This window comes from Polaribacter cellanae (genome assembly GCF_017569185.1).
Taxonomy (GTDB): domain Bacteria; phylum Bacteroidota; class Bacteroidia; order Flavobacteriales; family Flavobacteriaceae; genus Polaribacter; species Polaribacter cellanae.
The window spans coordinates 3,047,783-3,062,607 of sequence record NZ_CP071869.1 but is presented as its reverse complement, the minus strand read 5'-3'; the positions used below and the strand labels follow the sequence as shown (position 1 = coordinate 3,062,607).

Here is a 14,825-nt window from a genome sequence, read left to right as displayed (position 1 = left end):
GCTAACTGAAAAACTGCCTACTTTTTAAGAAAATCTACTAATCGCTTCTTTAATTACTTTAGATGTTACACACAATGAAAATCGTATATAGCCTTCACCTTGAGAACCAAAAATAGTTCCTGGCGTTATAAAAATGTCTTTCTCGTATAAAATTGCATCTGTAATTTCTTCAGACTTTTTTCCTTCTGGAATTTTCGCCCAAACAAATAATCCTGTTGTGTTTTTACTATAAACACAGCTTAATTTATCTGCCAATTGCCAAATTAAATTTCTACGTGCTTCGTATGTTTTATTTTGTTCTAAAAACCACGAATTTGACAAACGTAATGCTTCTATAGCTCCTTTTTGAATTCCGTAGAACATTCCAGAATCCATATTCGATTTTACTTTTAATATTTCGTTTATAAAATTTGCATTTCCTAAAACCATTCCAACTCGCCAACCAGCCATATTAAAGGTTTTACTTAACGAATTTAACTCTAAAGCAATATCTTTTGCTCCTTCCACTTGTAAAATACTAATGGGTTTATCGTTTAAAATAAAACTATAGGGATTGTCGTTTATAATTAAAATATGGTGCTTTTTTCCGAAAGAAACTAACTTTTCGAATGTTTCTAAAGTTGCATTTGTTCCTGTTGGCATGTGTGGGTAATTTACCCACATAATTTTAACATTACTTAAGTCTTGTTGTTCTAACTCTGTAAAATTTGGTTGCCAATTATCAGTTGCTCTTAAATTGTATAAAAGTGGCTCTGCTCCCACTAATTTCGTAACAGATGTATATGTTGGATATCCTGGATTCGGAATTAACACTTTATCTCCTTCATTTAAAAAAGCCATAGAAATATGCATAATTCCTTCTTTGCTTCCCATTAATGGCAACACTTCATTTGCTGGGTTCGTTTCTACAGAAAACTTGTTTTTATAGAAGTTCGAAATTGCACTTCTTAATTCTGGTAAACCTTGGTAAGATTGGTATTTATGTGCAGAAGCATCACCTAAGCTTCCCTGAATTGCTGCTAAAACTTTTGTTGGTGGTTGCAAATCAGGAGAGCCAATTCCCATATTAATTATTGGTTTTCCAGCAGCCATCAAGCTCCTTACTTCTCTTAATTTTTTAGAGAAATAATATTCTTTAACAGTGTCTAATCTTTTTGCAGGTTGTATCATCTTGATATTATTAAAGTTCTGAAACAAGTTCAGAATTAGGCTAAAGCCTACCATTTTTATAAGTTCCTAAAATTTTGAATTCTTCTGCCATTATTTCTATAATTGCTTTTACTTTTTCGTATTCTTTATAAGCATCAAAAGTTACATCTACGAAAAAAGAATATTTCCATGGTGTTTCTATTACTGGTAAAGATTGAATTTTGGTTAAGTTCATTTTACAATCGCTTAATACATTTAAAATGGCTGCCAAACTTCCTCTTTTATGATTCAGTTGAAATTTTAAGGAGGCTTTATTTACTTCTTCATTAATTGCTGGTTCCTCTGTTTGTACAATTACAAATCGTGTGGAATTGTCTTTTATCGTTTGAATTCCATCTTCAACAATTGCTAAATCGAAAATTTCTGCGGCTATTTTTGGTGCAATAGCAGCAATTCCTTTTAAATTTTCTTTGGATATTCTTTTGGCAACTTCTGCAGTATCTACATCTTCTACCAACTTTATATGAGGGTAATTTTTAAAAAACTCTTTACATTGTAATAACGCCATTGGATGCGACCAAACTTCTTTTATATCTTCAATCGTTTGATTTTTTAAACACATTAAATGATGATGAATATTTAAATACTCTTCTCCTATTATATGTAAGTTGTTATTATCGATTAACGCATAATTAGGAATTATGGAACCTGCAATGGTATTTTCCAAAGCCATAACTCCTAAATTGGCAGTTTTATCCAACAAGCTATCCACCAGAATATCAAAAGACATACATTCTTTTAACTGAATATCATTTCCATAAAAGTCGCGTGCAACTTTATGATGGTTAGAGCCTTTTGCTCCTTGGATGGCGATTGTTTTTTTCATTATTTATGCTAAAAAAATATCAAAAAAAAAGCCTCGAAGTAAATTCGAGACTTTATATATATTTTATGTTTCCTAACAACATAATACAAAGTCTCTGCTCTTACTAAAAAAGTAAAAGTAAAAATAGAAACGTGTAAAATTGTTGTGTAACATTTTGTGCTCTTTATTTGCGAGACAAATCTAAAGATTAATTTTAGATATACAAATTATATTGTGTTTTTTACAACAAATTTCAGAAATCATTAAAAATAGTAATATAAAACTATTCGTTTTTATGAATTTCTTTGCTAAAATTGAAGTCAATAGTAAATATCAAAAAAACATCTTAAAATTCAATTTCGAAAACAATTGTAACTATTTTTTAGTTGCAATTATTCTTTATACATTTACACATGAGTAAAATTGAAAAATTAATTACTAAATTTTTAAATATTCCAAAAGATTTAACTTGGGATGAATTAATAAAAATATTAGCTCATTTTGGTTTTACAGAAATAAAGAAGAAAGGAAAATCTGGTGGTTCAAGGGTGAAGTTTATAGACTTAAAAAACCAAATTATAAACTTACACAAACCGCATCCTGGAAATATTGTGAAACAATATGTGATTAGACAAATAATAGAAAAATTAAGATTATGGAAAATTATTTAAAACATAAAAATTATATTGGTTCTGTAGAATTTAGCGCAGAAGACGATATTTTATTCGGCAAAATTATAGGTATTAATGATTTAGTTACTTACGAAGCAGCATCTGTGAAAGAACTAAAAAAATCTTTTATTGAAGCTGTTGATGATTATCTTGAAACCTGTAAATCGATTGGTAAAAATCCTGATAAATTTTTCAAAGGGGTATTTAATGTTAGAACTCCTAACACTGTTCATAGACGTTTAGCAATTTTAGCAGAAAAAAATAAAATGAAACTAAATGAAGTAGTAAATAAAGCATTCGACTTTTTAATAAATAATGAAGATCAGGTGTTAAACTAACCTATTAATAACTTATATATACTGATTATCAACTTTTATAAACAGCATTTATATGTAAATATCTTTTTACAAGGTTAATTAAATAAATAAAATAATAGTATATTTGCAACTTCATTGAAAAAAATCAGTGAAATACATAAAAATCATTTAAATAATATTGGCATGTACTTAACAAAAGAAGTAAAAGAAAGCATCTTCGAAAAACACGGTAAAGGAAAAAACGATACTGGTACTTCAGAAGGGCAAATTGCATTATTTACACACAGAATTAACCACTTAACAGAGCATTTAAAAAGAAATCGTAAAGATTTTAACACAGAGCGTTCGTTAGTAAGAATGGTAGGTAAAAGAAGAAGTTTATTAGACTACTTAAAGAAAAAAGATATTTTAAGATATCGTGCAATTATTAAAGAATTAGGAATTAGAAAATAATTCTTACATAAAAAGAGGTACTATAAACGTGCCTCTTTTTTATTAAAAAAAATTCTTGAAGCTTTTTAACTTCAACAAAGTAAAATTATCTTTGCCATGAAAATGGGAATCTAAAAAGTTCATTTTTTTTTACAGCCTAACAAACTTTAAAAAAATTTAAAAGCTGTTGCCAACAACATCAGTAACCATATAAAAGATCGGAATTACCAACAATAATTCTGTATTTCCATTGCAACTACAAACAACAACACAACAACAAACAGTAATTAAAAATTAGAATTAAATTTTATGATTCCAAAAGTATTTAGAGAGGTTATAGACCTTGGAGATGGAAGAACCATCTCGTTAGAAACCGGTAAATTAGCAAAACAAGCACACGGTTCTGTTGTTGTTCAAATGGGAAAAGCAATGTTATTATGTACTGTAGTTTCTAACTACAAACAAAGTGATGTCGATTTTTTACCACTTACAGTAGATTATAGAGAAAAGTTTGCAGCTGCAGGAAGATATCCAGGAGGGTTCTTTAAAAGAGAAGCAAGACCAAGTGATGGCGAAGTTTTAACAATGCGTTTGGTAGATCGTGTTTTGCGCCCATTATTTCCAAAAGATTACCACGCAGAAACACAAGTTATGATTCAGTTAATGTCTCATGACGAAGATGTTATGCCAGACGCTTTAGCAGGTTTAGCAGCATCTACAGTAATACAATTATCAGATATTCCTTTTGAAACTCCAATTTCTGAAGCACGTGTTGCAAGAGTAAATGGAGAGTTTGTAATTAACCCTACAAGAACCCAATTAGAAGCATCTGACATTGATATGATGATTGGTGCATCCGCAGATTCTGTAATGATGGTAGAAGGTGAAATGGATGAAATTTCTGAAGAAGAAATGGCAGACGCAATTAAGTTTGCACACGAAGCTATTAAAGTACAATGTGCTGCACAAGTTCGTTTGGCAGAAGCTTTTGGTAAAAAAGAAACTCGTGAATACGAACCAGAAAGAGAAGATGAAGATTTAGCTAAAAAAATTGAAGCTTTAGCATACGATAAATGTTATGCAATTGCAAAACAAGGAACCTCTAAAGCAGAACGTTCTGCTGCATTTGCAGAAGTAAAAGAAGCAATTACAGCTACTTTTACAGAAGAAGAATTGGCAGATTTTGGTGGGTTAATTGGAAAATATTTTAACAAAGCCCAAAAAAATGCTGTTAGAGAATTAACTTTAGCAGAAGGTTTGCGGTTAGATGGACGTAAAACTACAGATATTCGACCAATTTGGTGTGAGGTAGATTATTTACCATCTACACATGGTTCATCAATATTTACTCGTGGAGAAACACAAGCATTGGCAACTGTAACTTTAGGTACATCTAGAGAAGCCAACCAAATAGATATGGCCTCTTACGAAGGTGAAGAAACATTCTATTTACACTATAACTTCCCTCCTTTTTGTACAGGTGAGGCAAGACCATTAAGAGGTACTTCTCGTAGAGAAGTTGGTCATGGAAACTTGGCTCAAAGAGCTTTAAAAGGAATGATTCCTGCAGACTGTCCTTACACAGTAAGAGTCGTTTCTGAAGTTTTAGAATCTAATGGTTCTTCTTCTATGGCAACTGTTTGTTCTGGTACAATGGCACTAATGGATGCTGGTGTACAATTAAAGAAACCCGTTTCTGGTATTGCAATGGGGTTAATTTCCGATGGAGAACGTTACGCAGTTTTATCTGATATTTTAGGTGATGAAGATCATTTAGGAGATATGGACTTTAAAGTAACTGGAACTGCTGATGGAATTACAGCTTGCCAAATGGACATTAAAGTAAAAGGACTTTCTTACGAGATTTTAGTAAACGCATTAAAACAAGCAAAAGACGGTCGTTTGCATATTTTAGAGAAACTTACAGATACAATTGCAACACCAAATGCAAATGTAAAAACACATGCTCCTAAAATGATTACCAGACGTATTCCTAATGACATGATTGGTGCATTTATTGGGCCAGGAGGAAAACATATTCAAGAATTACAAAAAGAAACTGGAACCACCATTGTAATTACAGAAGATGCCACTACAGAAGAAGGAATTATCGAAATCTTAGGTACAAAACCAGAAGGAATAGAACAGGTTATTGCTAGAATCGAGTCGATGTTATTTAAACCACAAGTTGGTAGCGTTTACGAAGTAAAAGTAATTAAAATGTTAGATTTTGGTGCTGTTGTAGAATATGTGGAAGCACCAGGAAATGAAGTTTTATTACATGTTTCGGAATTAGCTTGGGAGCGTACAGAAAACGTATCTGACGTTGTAAACATGGGTGATGTTTTTGATGTGAAATACTTTGGTTTAGACCCAAGAACTCGTAAAGAAAAAGTTTCAAGAAAGGCATTGTTACCAAAACCAGAAGGTTATGTAGCAAGACCACCAAGAGATAATAACCGTTCTGGAGGTAGAGATAATCGCGGACGTGATAACAGACGTGATGATAGAAAACCAAGAGCACCAAGAAAAGAAAATTAATTTTTTCTTAAAAAAATAATAACCAGCCTGTTAAGCTTAAAAACTTAACAGGTTTTTTTTGTATATTTATGGGAAATATTTTTATAATTGTTATTATTTATGACGAATGTCTCACTAGAAGCTTTTACACACAATTCTAAACACTGTATTGCTATAAAATTTCCTTATAATTTTGAAATAAAAGAGTATATAAAAAAATTTAATGGTGTTCGATGGACCAAGACACACAGTACATTTTATATTTATTATAATGAAGTACGAATTGAAAATTTAAAAATATATTTAGCAAAAGGAAACATTCAAATTATTACAAAAAATAAGAGCGAATCTGCGCAAAGAACCACCAATAAAGTAGTAAAAAAGGAACAAAAAACTTTAAATAAAGAAAAAACAATAGTGTATCGACATTATTTGGAGTTTTTAAAAGGAAAGCGATTTAGCAAAAGCACCATAGCCAGTTATAGTAATTTTATTTTAGATTTTTTACGTTTTACAGAACAAAAACCAGTAGGCGAGCTCAACGAAAACGATGTTAGAAATTATATTGAATGGGCAGTTACCTCATTAAATTATGCTGTAAGTACACATAGACAAATGGTTAGTGGCTTTAAGCATTTTGCGCATTTTTACCCAGCTTGTTCTATAAATACAGAAAAAATTTACATGCCTAAAAAAGATCGAAAACTACCTGTTGTTTTAAGTATAGAAGAAGTAATATCTCTTTTACAAGCGACTAAAAATTTAAAACATCGAGTTATATTGGCCATATTATATTCTTCGGGGCTAAGAATTAGCGAAATTATAGATTTAAAATTAAGCGATTTCGATTTTAAACGTAAGCAACTTCACATTCGAAATAGCAAAGGACGTAAAGATAGATATGCTACTATTGCCGAAAGTACATTTCCTTTGATTAAAAACTACTATAATACTTATAAACCTAAAAAATATTTTATAGAAAATCCAAAAGGTGGTAAATATAGTGCTGAATCTATTCGCTCTTTCTTTAAAAAAAACTTAAGAGTAGCAAAAATTACCAAAAATGCCACACCTCACACCTTAAGACACAGCTATGCAACACATATGTTGGAACAAGGAATTGGCATAAGACATATTCAAGAGCTATTAGGGCATAGCAGACCAGAAACTACGATGATTTATACACATGTAACCAGAAAAGATTTAGAGCAAATAAAAAGTCCTTTGGATATTGCTATAAATAATTTATCTTTACAGGGATATAACAATAAAAAAAATTCGATATTCTAACTTATTTACGGGATATCGTTAATAAAATTTATTATATAACGAGTTAGCAAATATTGTTCTCACTCAAACGCTGAAAAATAGTGAATTAAAACTAATCGGTTTTATCACAAAAAAGGAATTTCAAAATGCTGAGCACTCGCTCGCTCGTAAGGTTTTGCGTAGGAATTTACTCAAATGTGGAATTATAAAACGTGAGAATTTTCTCAAACTCGAAAAACCAAAATTGCGGAATTTCCAATCAATCGTGAAATTTAGAAAGTTTGAGAAATTGAGCAGAGAATGAAAAATATAAATTGCGGAATTCTTACTCAAAAGCTGAATTTTAGGATTTAATTAATGAGCTAAGGAGAATGAAAAAAACAACATTTGCTAACAAAGTATAAAAATAATTGCTAATTTTAGCTAAATTAAAGGTCGTTGCAATTTTGCACACTTCTGAATTTCATGCTGAAATTCCTCGCGCACAAAATCGCAACTATTCTTATACAAAAACGTTAGCAAATATTGTTCTCACTCAAACGCTGAAAAATAGTGAATTAAAATTAATAGATTTTATCACAAAAAAGGAATTTCAAAATGCTGAGCACTCGCTCGCTCGTAAAATTTTGCGTGGGAATTTACTCAAATGTGGAATTATAAAACGTGAGAATTTTCTTAGACCCGAAAAACCAAAATTGCGGAATTTACAAGGAATCGTAAAATTGAGCAAGTTTGAGAAATTGAGCAGAAAATGAAAAATTGTGGAGTTCTTACTCAAAAGCTGAATTTTGGGATTTATTAATGAACAAAGAAGAATGAAAAAAAACATTTGCTAACAACGCATAAAAATAATTGCTATTTTAGCTTAACCGAAGGCAGTTGCAGTTTTGCACACTTCTGAATTTCATGCTGAAATTCCTCGCGCACAAAATCGCAACTATTCTTATACAAATCCGTTAGCAAATATTGTTCTCACTCAAACGCTGAAAAATAGTGAATTAAAACTAATCGGTTTTATCGCAAAAAAGGAATTTCAAAATGCTGAGCACTCGCTCGCTCGTAAGATTTTGCGTGGGAATTTACTCAAATGTGGAATTATAAAACGTGAGAATTTTCTCAAACTCGAAAAACCAAAATTGCGGAATTTTCAAGGAATCGTAAAATTGAGCAAGTTTGAGAAATTGAGCAGAAAATAAAAAATATAAATTGCGGAATTCTTACTCAAAAGCTGAATTTTAGGATTTATTAATGAACAAAGGAGAATGAAAAAATAACATTTGCTAACAACGCATAAAAATAATTGCTATTTTAGCTTAACCAAAGGTCGTTGCAATTTTGCACACTTCTGAATTTCATGCTGAAATTCCTCGCGCACAAAACCGCAACTATTCTTATACAAACACGTTGCCAAATATAGCTCACTCACTCAAAACCTGAATTGAAAATTGAGTTTTTAAAGCTAAAAAAGGAATTTAAAAATTGTGAAACACTCTCTCGATAATCGGAATTTTAGCAAAATGTTGAGTTTATAAAATGTGAAAAACTACTCTTTCGAAGTTTCGGAATTGAAAACTAAATGGTGGAATTATCACTCAATCCCAAAATTTCGGAAACTGAATTTAGAAAATTAGCGGGATTCTTACTCAAACTTGAAAAATAAAAAATGAGGAATTGACAAAAACTCAAATTAACAATGAAAAAAACTACATTTGGCAACAAAGTATAAAAATAATTGCTAATTTTAGCCTAACCAAAGGTAGTTGCAATTTTGCACACTTCTGAATTTCATGCTGAAATTCCTCGTGTACAAAATCGCAACTATTCTTATACAAAAACGTTGCAAAACATTGTCGAGCAAGTTTGTGAAAATCACTCAAACTGAATAAATAATTTTGAGATTTTATTTTTTAAAATTTAGAAAAAATGAAAATTGTGGAACACTCTCTCGCTCGAAAATTTTAGAAATAATCAGAAAATTTGGAATTTAAAATGTTTGAACTTACTCGAATTCTGAAAATAAGTTTGGCGGATTTCTTACTCAAAATCTGAATATAGGAAGTTTTCGAATTGAGGAAAGACAAAAAATCTAAACTGTGGAATTTACTCAAACTCTGAATAAAAAATAGTGAGAAAATTACTCAAAAGTTGAAATTTTAAAGAGAGAAAAAGGAAAATAAGACGGAATTATAAACTGAAAAAACAACGATTTTGCAACAAAGTATAAAAATAATTGCTAATTTTAGCTTAACCAAAGGTAGTTGCAATTTTGCACACTTCTGAATTTCATGCTGAAATTCCTCGTGCACAAAATCGCAACTATTCTTATACAAAAACGTTGCCATTAATTAAAAAATCAGAACGCTGAATGAAAAAATTGACATTAATTTTACTTGTAGTTTGCACACTAACAAGTTGCGGAATTTTAATTCCATTTCCCGAAAGTAAAAAATATCCAACAACAACATTTTATGTGAAAAACAATTCAGAAAAAACTGTGAATTTTCAATCAACTGTTTTGAAACGCTCAACAAATGGACCTTATGAAGTTACAGTCCCATTTAGTGTTCAACCTAAAGATAGTGTTTTAGCAAGAAAAGCAATGTTTAAAAGAGACGGAGAAAATCCACAAAATTGGTTTACTAAATTTATAATATTTCCTGTTGATGGCATAAATATCAACGACCCAAATAAATCAGAAAACTGGAAAAAATGGATTAATAATGAAAATAGACCTTGTTATACTTTTATAATTGCCGAATAATATGAAAAAACTATTTACAATTATTTCAGTTTCAATTTTTACAATTTCATTTGCTCAAAAAGATAGTATTTTTAATAGGTTACAAGCAATTAATAACAATGGAATATCATTTTATAATATTGACGGTTTTACAATTACAAGTCAAACACTAAATTATCCATTTACAGAAAAAGGACTTAAAAAAGTTTATAGAAAATATTCAATAAAAAAGAAAGTTAAAAAAACGAAAGACGAGCAAATTTCTTATAATAATTATTACGTTCAAAATAATGAGAATATTACTGAAAATTTAGTTCAAAATAATTCATATTATTTTATCGAAAACCAAGAAAAACGAATCACAATTATTCAATTTAGTTCAATTAATAAAAGAGATAAGGAATTTGAACGAACGATTATAAGACAAATAATTGAAAAGAAGATACCTAAAGAAAATTTTGCCTCAATAAGAATTGATAGCATCAATTTTGCTGGTAGAAAAATAAAATTAGGAAATAGTTGTAATTGGATGGGTGTAAATAATGTTCAGTGTCCATATTACGGACAAATGAACTGGTCTGTTCATAAAGAATTACAAGATGCAAAAAATACAGTTGAGCAACAATTTGAAATTACAAAGTCTCAAAAAGGAGGAAAAGTGATTTCGGAAGAAATAGTTGATTTAGAATTTGAAGGTTTAGAAACTAAAGCTAAAAGAGTAATTTATGACTTTACTGGAGTTAAATCGCTTTTGATTGGTATGTCTGGAGGAAAAACACTAACTATCTATTACATTGCAACTGAAGTTAGAGGAAATTATGTTAGCTGTGTTTTGAGTTTTTGGAATAACGACACAATAACAGAAAACGGACTTTCACCATTGTTGGAAAAAGTAATGAAACTGAAAAAATAACTAATGGCAACACCGTATATAGTTTATTGCTAGCTTATTGCCTACTTACGAAAGTCCTCGCGGACTTTCTTGGTCGGTAATTATTTACTAAATTAGTTGCTTAAAGCACGCAACAAACCATATACAAACACGTTGTAACACATTTGAGGAAACGCGATGAACAGAGTTAAATATGATTAAAGACAGTTCACTTGATGAAGTAAAAAAACTATTTCAACATATTAGTATTTCCTCATTTATAAAATACTTTGAGGTATTTGAAAAACATTATGAATCACGAGATAATTCTTTCATTTTTGAGAATTTTGATAAACATAAAGAATACGAATCTTGGACGGATAAATCATATAAATCAAGAGCAACAAAAGGAAAAAAAATCTTTAGAGATAAATTAGATATTGTAGCGTTGGAATATGTTACAAAATTTGCAAATAAGAACAGACTAACATCTGAAACAATTGAGAAAGCTAATCGATTATTAAAAAACAGAAAAAATTCGATTGTCGAGATTGAGCCAATTGTTTTAAAGCAAATAAAGGAAATTGAGAATAATAATGAATTACTAAAAGCCGAAAAGACAGCTTTAGTCAAAATCCGATTAGGACAGTCCAATTATCGAAAAGAATTGATTGAGTATTGGGAAAAATCTTGTGTTACAAAAATTGAGATGCAAGAAATATTAATTGCATCGCATATTAAACCATTTAGTGAATGTAACGAAACCGAAAAGTACGATTTGTATAATGGACTTTTATTGACGCCAAATTATGATAAACTATTTGACAAATTTCTAATTTCATTTGACCAGAATGGAGAAATATTAATCTCTACTTTGCTCACAAAAACGGACTTGGAAAAGTTAGGTATTAGCAGAAAAGACAAACTGAATTCGGAAAAATTATCGCCAAATCATTATATCTATTTAAAGTATCATAATGACAAGTTTAACGAACGAGAACGGAATAAAAACGTGTTACAACAACGTATATAAAACATAGCTATAACAGGCTTTCCGAGAGGTTTTTGCTTATTTTCGAAGCCCGCCAAATTTTTAAATTTGGCTTTTTGAGAATATTAAGATAAAAAGAAAAATTTAAAAATTCGGCTAGTGTATAATCCGAAAAGTTAGCGTCTTTTTACACGCTACGTTTCATATACAAGACCGTTAGCAAATATTGTTCTCACTCAAACGCTGAAAAATAGTGAATTAAAACTAATCGGTTTTATCACAAAAAAGGAATTTCAAAATGCTGAGCACTCTCTCGCTCGTAAGATTTTGCGTGGGAATATACTCAAATGTGGAATTATAAAACGTGAGAATTTTCTTAAACTCTAAAAACCAAAATTGCGGAATTTCCAATCAATCGTGAAATTTAGAAAGTTTGAGAAATTGAGCAGAAAATGAAAAATATAAATTGCGGAATTCTTACTCAAAAGCTGAGTTTTAGGATTTAATTAATGAACTAAGGGGAATGAAAAAAACAACATTTGCTAACAACGCATAAAAATAATTGCTATTTTAGCTTAACCAAAGGTCGTTGCAATTTTGCACACTTCTGAATTTCATTCTGAAATTCCTCGCGCACAAAATCGCAACTATTCTTATACAAACACGTTAGCAAATATTGTTCTCACTCAAACGCTGAAAAAATAGTGAATTAAAATTAATAGATTTTATCACAAAAAATGAATTTCAAAATGCTGAGCACTCTCTCGCTCGTAAAATTTTGCGTGGGAATTTACTCAAATGTGGAATTATAAAACGTGAGAATTTTCTTAGACTCGAAAAACCAAAATTGCGGAATTTCCAAGGAATCGTGAAATTGAGCAAGTTTGAGAAATTGAGCAGAAAATGAAAAATATAAATTGCGGAATTCTTACTCAAAAGCTGAATTTTGGGATTCAATTAATGAACAAAGGAGAATGAAAAAAAACATTTGCTAACAACGCATAAAAATAATTGCTATTTTAGCTAAACCAAAAGCAGTTGCAATTTTGCACACTTCTGAATTTCATGCTGAAATTCCTCGCGCACAAAATCGCAACTATTCTTATACAAACACGTTGGCAATAATTAAAACGAAGTGCAAAACGACAAACTATTTTACGGAAAATTATTTTTGATTTCTGTTGGTTTACTTCTTGTAAACGACTTTTATTTAAAATATCAGTTTCATAATTATCTGACTGGAAAACTATCTGATTTCGTCGGACTTTTTGCCTTTCCTTATTTTGTTAGTTTATTATTCAAAAGTAAAGTCAAAACTATTTACATTCTGACTGGAATTTTATTCGTTTTTTGGAAAAGCAGTTCTTCTCAATTTGCTATTGACTTTCTGAATAATATCGGAATTGGAATAAATCGTGTCGTGGATTATTCTGATTTAATTGCACTTTTAATTTTACCACTTTCTTATCGTTACAGAACAAAAAACACAAGCGGAATTAAAAAAATAAATTTCCTTCCAAAAGAATTTATAATTGGAATTTGCTCGTTTGCATTTATAGCAACTACTCTTCCAAAAGAGAGAGGAGAAATAAATTTAAAATCGACTTACGAAACAGAATTTGAAATGCAAAAAGATTCTGTATTGAGAAAAATGTTTAAATATTATCAAAGTGATAATGACCCAAAATATCAAGCAGTAATCGAATTACCAGAAAAAAGGTCGAGAATAATTGTATCAACCATAATTTCAGAAACCGAAAATGACAGAACAAAAGTTCAGCTTGACAGTATATTATTTTTTGTGACTGAAGCAAGAGGCTTTTTTGGAGTTCAGAAAAAGAATGTGGATTATGTTAAGGAATTGAAACTAAAAGATTTTGAACAATTATTTACAGAACAAATTATAAACGAACTGAATAAAAAATAACTATTGCCAACACCGTGTAAAATTAATTGCTGGTTTTAGCCGATTTACGAAAGTCCTCGCGGACTTTCTATCTGTGATTTATTTGCTAACTTTAGTGCTTAAAACACGCAACTAATCTTACACAAATACGTTGCCAAATATAGCTCACTCACTCAAAACCTGAATTGAAAATTGAGTTTTTAAAGCTAAAAAAGGAATTTAAAAATTGTGAAACACTCTCTCGATAATCGGAATTTTAGCAAAATGTTGAGTTTATAAAATGTGAAAAACTACTCTTTCGAAGTTTCGGAATTGAAAACTAAATGGTGGAATTATCACTCAATCCCAAAATTTCGGAAACTGAATTTAGAAAATTAGCGGGATTCTTACTCAAACTTGAAAAATAAAAAATGAGGAATTGACAAAAACTCAAATTAACAATGAAAAAAACTACATTTGGCAACAAAGTATAAAAATAATTGCTAATTTTAGCTTAACCAAAGGTAGTTGCAATTTTGCACACTTCTGAATTTCATGCTGAAATTCCTCGCGCACAAAATCGCAACTATTCTTATACAAACACGTTAGCAAATATTGTTCTCACTCAAACGCTGAAAAATAGTGAATTAAAACCAATCGGTTTTATCACAAAAAAGGAATTTCAAAATGCTGAGCACTCTCTCGCTCGTAAGATTTTGCGTGGGAATATACTCAAATGTGGAATTATAAAACGTGAGAATTTTCTTAAACTCAAAAAAAACAAAATTGCGAAATTTCCAATCAATCGTGAAATTTAGAAAGTTTGAGAAATTGAGCAGAAAATGAAAAATTGTGGAGTTCTTACTCAAAAGCTGAATTTTGGGATTCAATTAATGAACAAAGGAGAATGAAAAAAATAACATTTGCTAACAAAGTATAAAAATAATTGCTAATTTTAGCTTAACCAAAGGTAGTTGCAATTTTGCACACTTCTGAATTTCATTCTGAAATTCCTCGCGCACAAAACCGCAACTATTCTTATACATAAACGTTGCAAAACATTGTCGAGCAAGTTTGTGAAAATCACTCAAACTGAATAAATAATTTTGAGATTT

The 14,825-nt window shown here is 30.1% G+C and carries 14 protein-coding genes; 12 read left to right on the top strand and 2 right to left on the bottom strand.

What is annotated here, in order from left to right; all coding sequences use genetic code 11:
• Positions 1-24 precede the first annotated feature (24 nt).
• Positions 25-1,170 (bottom strand): pyridoxal phosphate-dependent aminotransferase, encoded by a 1,146-nt coding sequence (locus J3359_RS13750; RefSeq protein WP_208077414.1) that lies wholly within the window; start codon positions 1,168-1,170, stop codon positions 25-27.
• A 40-nt stretch (positions 1,171-1,210) separates the two neighbouring features.
• Positions 1,211-2,035 carry a prephenate dehydratase gene (locus J3359_RS13745; protein WP_208077413.1) on the bottom strand — a complete coding sequence of 275 codons (825 nt, stop codon included), beginning with the start codon at positions 2,033-2,035 and terminating at the stop codon, positions 1,211-1,213.
• A 392-nt stretch (positions 2,036-2,427) separates the two neighbouring features.
• Here J3359_RS13745 and J3359_RS13740 point away from each other — a divergent pair, with 392 nt between their 5' ends.
• The 12 genes from J3359_RS13740 to J3359_RS13685 all read left to right on the top strand — a co-directional run bounded on the left by J3359_RS13740 (position 2,428) and on the right by J3359_RS13685 (position 14,528).
• The gene (locus J3359_RS13740) at positions 2,428-2,685 is read left to right on the top strand and encodes a type II toxin-antitoxin system HicA family toxin (protein WP_208077412.1); all 258 of its coding nucleotides are present in this window, start codon (positions 2,428-2,430) and stop codon (positions 2,683-2,685) included.
• Entirely contained in the window at positions 2,670-3,023 is a 354-nt protein-coding gene (locus tag J3359_RS13735) for a type II toxin-antitoxin system HicB family antitoxin (RefSeq protein WP_208077411.1), read from the top strand. Before J3359_RS13740 ends, J3359_RS13735 begins: the two co-directional genes overlap by 16 nt.
• A gap of 162 nt (positions 3,024-3,185) precedes the next feature.
• Positions 3,186-3,455, top strand: a complete 270-nt coding sequence (rpsO, locus tag J3359_RS13730) for a 30S ribosomal protein S15 (protein WP_208077410.1) — start codon at positions 3,186-3,188, stop codon at positions 3,453-3,455.
• Between the two features lie 288 nt (positions 3,456-3,743).
• Entirely contained in the window at positions 3,744-5,975 is a 2,232-nt protein-coding gene (locus tag J3359_RS13725) for a polyribonucleotide nucleotidyltransferase (protein WP_208077409.1), read from the top strand.
• A gap of 99 nt (positions 5,976-6,074) precedes the next feature.
• Complete coding sequence (locus J3359_RS13720; protein WP_208077408.1) at positions 6,075-7,244, top strand: tyrosine-type recombinase/integrase; 1,170 nt, start codon at positions 6,075-6,077, stop codon at positions 7,242-7,244.
• Positions 7,245-7,669: 425 nt separating this feature from the next.
• Complete coding sequence (locus J3359_RS13715; RefSeq protein WP_208077407.1) at positions 7,670-7,978, top strand: hypothetical protein; 309 nt, start codon at positions 7,670-7,672, stop codon at positions 7,976-7,978.
• 132 nt (positions 7,979-8,110) lie between these two features.
• On the top strand, positions 8,111-8,419 hold the full coding sequence (locus J3359_RS13710; protein ID WP_208077406.1) for a hypothetical protein: 309 nt from the start codon (positions 8,111-8,113) through the stop codon (positions 8,417-8,419).
• A 1,169-nt stretch (positions 8,420-9,588) separates the two neighbouring features.
• Complete coding sequence (locus J3359_RS13705; RefSeq protein ID WP_208077405.1) at positions 9,589-9,984, top strand: fimbrial biogenesis chaperone; 396 nt, start codon at positions 9,589-9,591, stop codon at positions 9,982-9,984.
• A 1-nt stretch (position 9,985) separates the two neighbouring features.
• A complete protein-coding gene (locus J3359_RS13700) occupies positions 9,986-10,876 on the top strand; it encodes a hypothetical protein (RefSeq protein ID WP_208077404.1) in 891 nt (296 codons plus the stop codon).
• A gap of 172 nt (positions 10,877-11,048) precedes the next feature.
• Positions 11,049-11,867 (top strand): HNH endonuclease, encoded by an 819-nt coding sequence (locus tag J3359_RS13695; protein ID WP_208077403.1) that lies wholly within the window; start codon positions 11,049-11,051, stop codon positions 11,865-11,867.
• Between the two features lie 1,093 nt (positions 11,868-12,960).
• Complete coding sequence (locus J3359_RS13690; protein WP_208077369.1) at positions 12,961-13,752, top strand: hypothetical protein; 792 nt, start codon at positions 12,961-12,963, stop codon at positions 13,750-13,752.
• Positions 13,753-14,246: 494 nt separating this feature from the next.
• A complete protein-coding gene (locus tag J3359_RS13685) occupies positions 14,247-14,528 on the top strand; it encodes a hypothetical protein (RefSeq protein WP_208077402.1) in 282 nt (93 codons plus the stop codon).
• The last annotated feature ends 297 nt before the right edge of the window (positions 14,529-14,825 follow it).

Bases quoted from the DNA above. Each gene is read 5' to 3' on its own strand.
- J3359_RS13740 (WP_208077412.1), top strand. From the start codon at position 2,428: ATGAGTAAAATTGAAAAATTAATTACTAAATTTTTAAATATTCCAAAA.
- J3359_RS13720 (WP_208077408.1), top strand. From the start codon at position 6,075: ATGACGAATGTCTCACTAGAAGCTTTTACACACAATTCTAAACACTGT.
- J3359_RS13705 (WP_208077405.1), top strand. From the start codon at position 9,589: ATGAAAAAATTGACATTAATTTTACTTGTAGTTTGCACACTAACAAGT.
- J3359_RS13695 (WP_208077403.1), top strand. From the start codon at position 11,049: ATGATTAAAGACAGTTCACTTGATGAAGTAAAAAAACTATTTCAACAT.
- J3359_RS13750 (WP_208077414.1), bottom strand. From the start codon at position 1,170: ATGATACAACCTGCAAAAAGATTAGACACTGTTAAAGAATATTATTTC.
- J3359_RS13735 (WP_208077411.1), top strand. From the start codon at position 2,670: ATGGAAAATTATTTAAAACATAAAAATTATATTGGTTCTGTAGAATTT.
- J3359_RS13725 (WP_208077409.1), top strand. From the start codon at position 3,744: ATGATTCCAAAAGTATTTAGAGAGGTTATAGACCTTGGAGATGGAAGA.
- rpsO (WP_208077410.1), top strand. From the start codon at position 3,186: ATGTACTTAACAAAAGAAGTAAAAGAAAGCATCTTCGAAAAACACGGT.
- J3359_RS13745 (WP_208077413.1), bottom strand. From the start codon at position 2,035: ATGAAAAAAACAATCGCCATCCAAGGAGCAAAAGGCTCTAACCATCAT.
- J3359_RS13700 (WP_208077404.1), top strand. From the start codon at position 9,986: ATGAAAAAACTATTTACAATTATTTCAGTTTCAATTTTTACAATTTCA.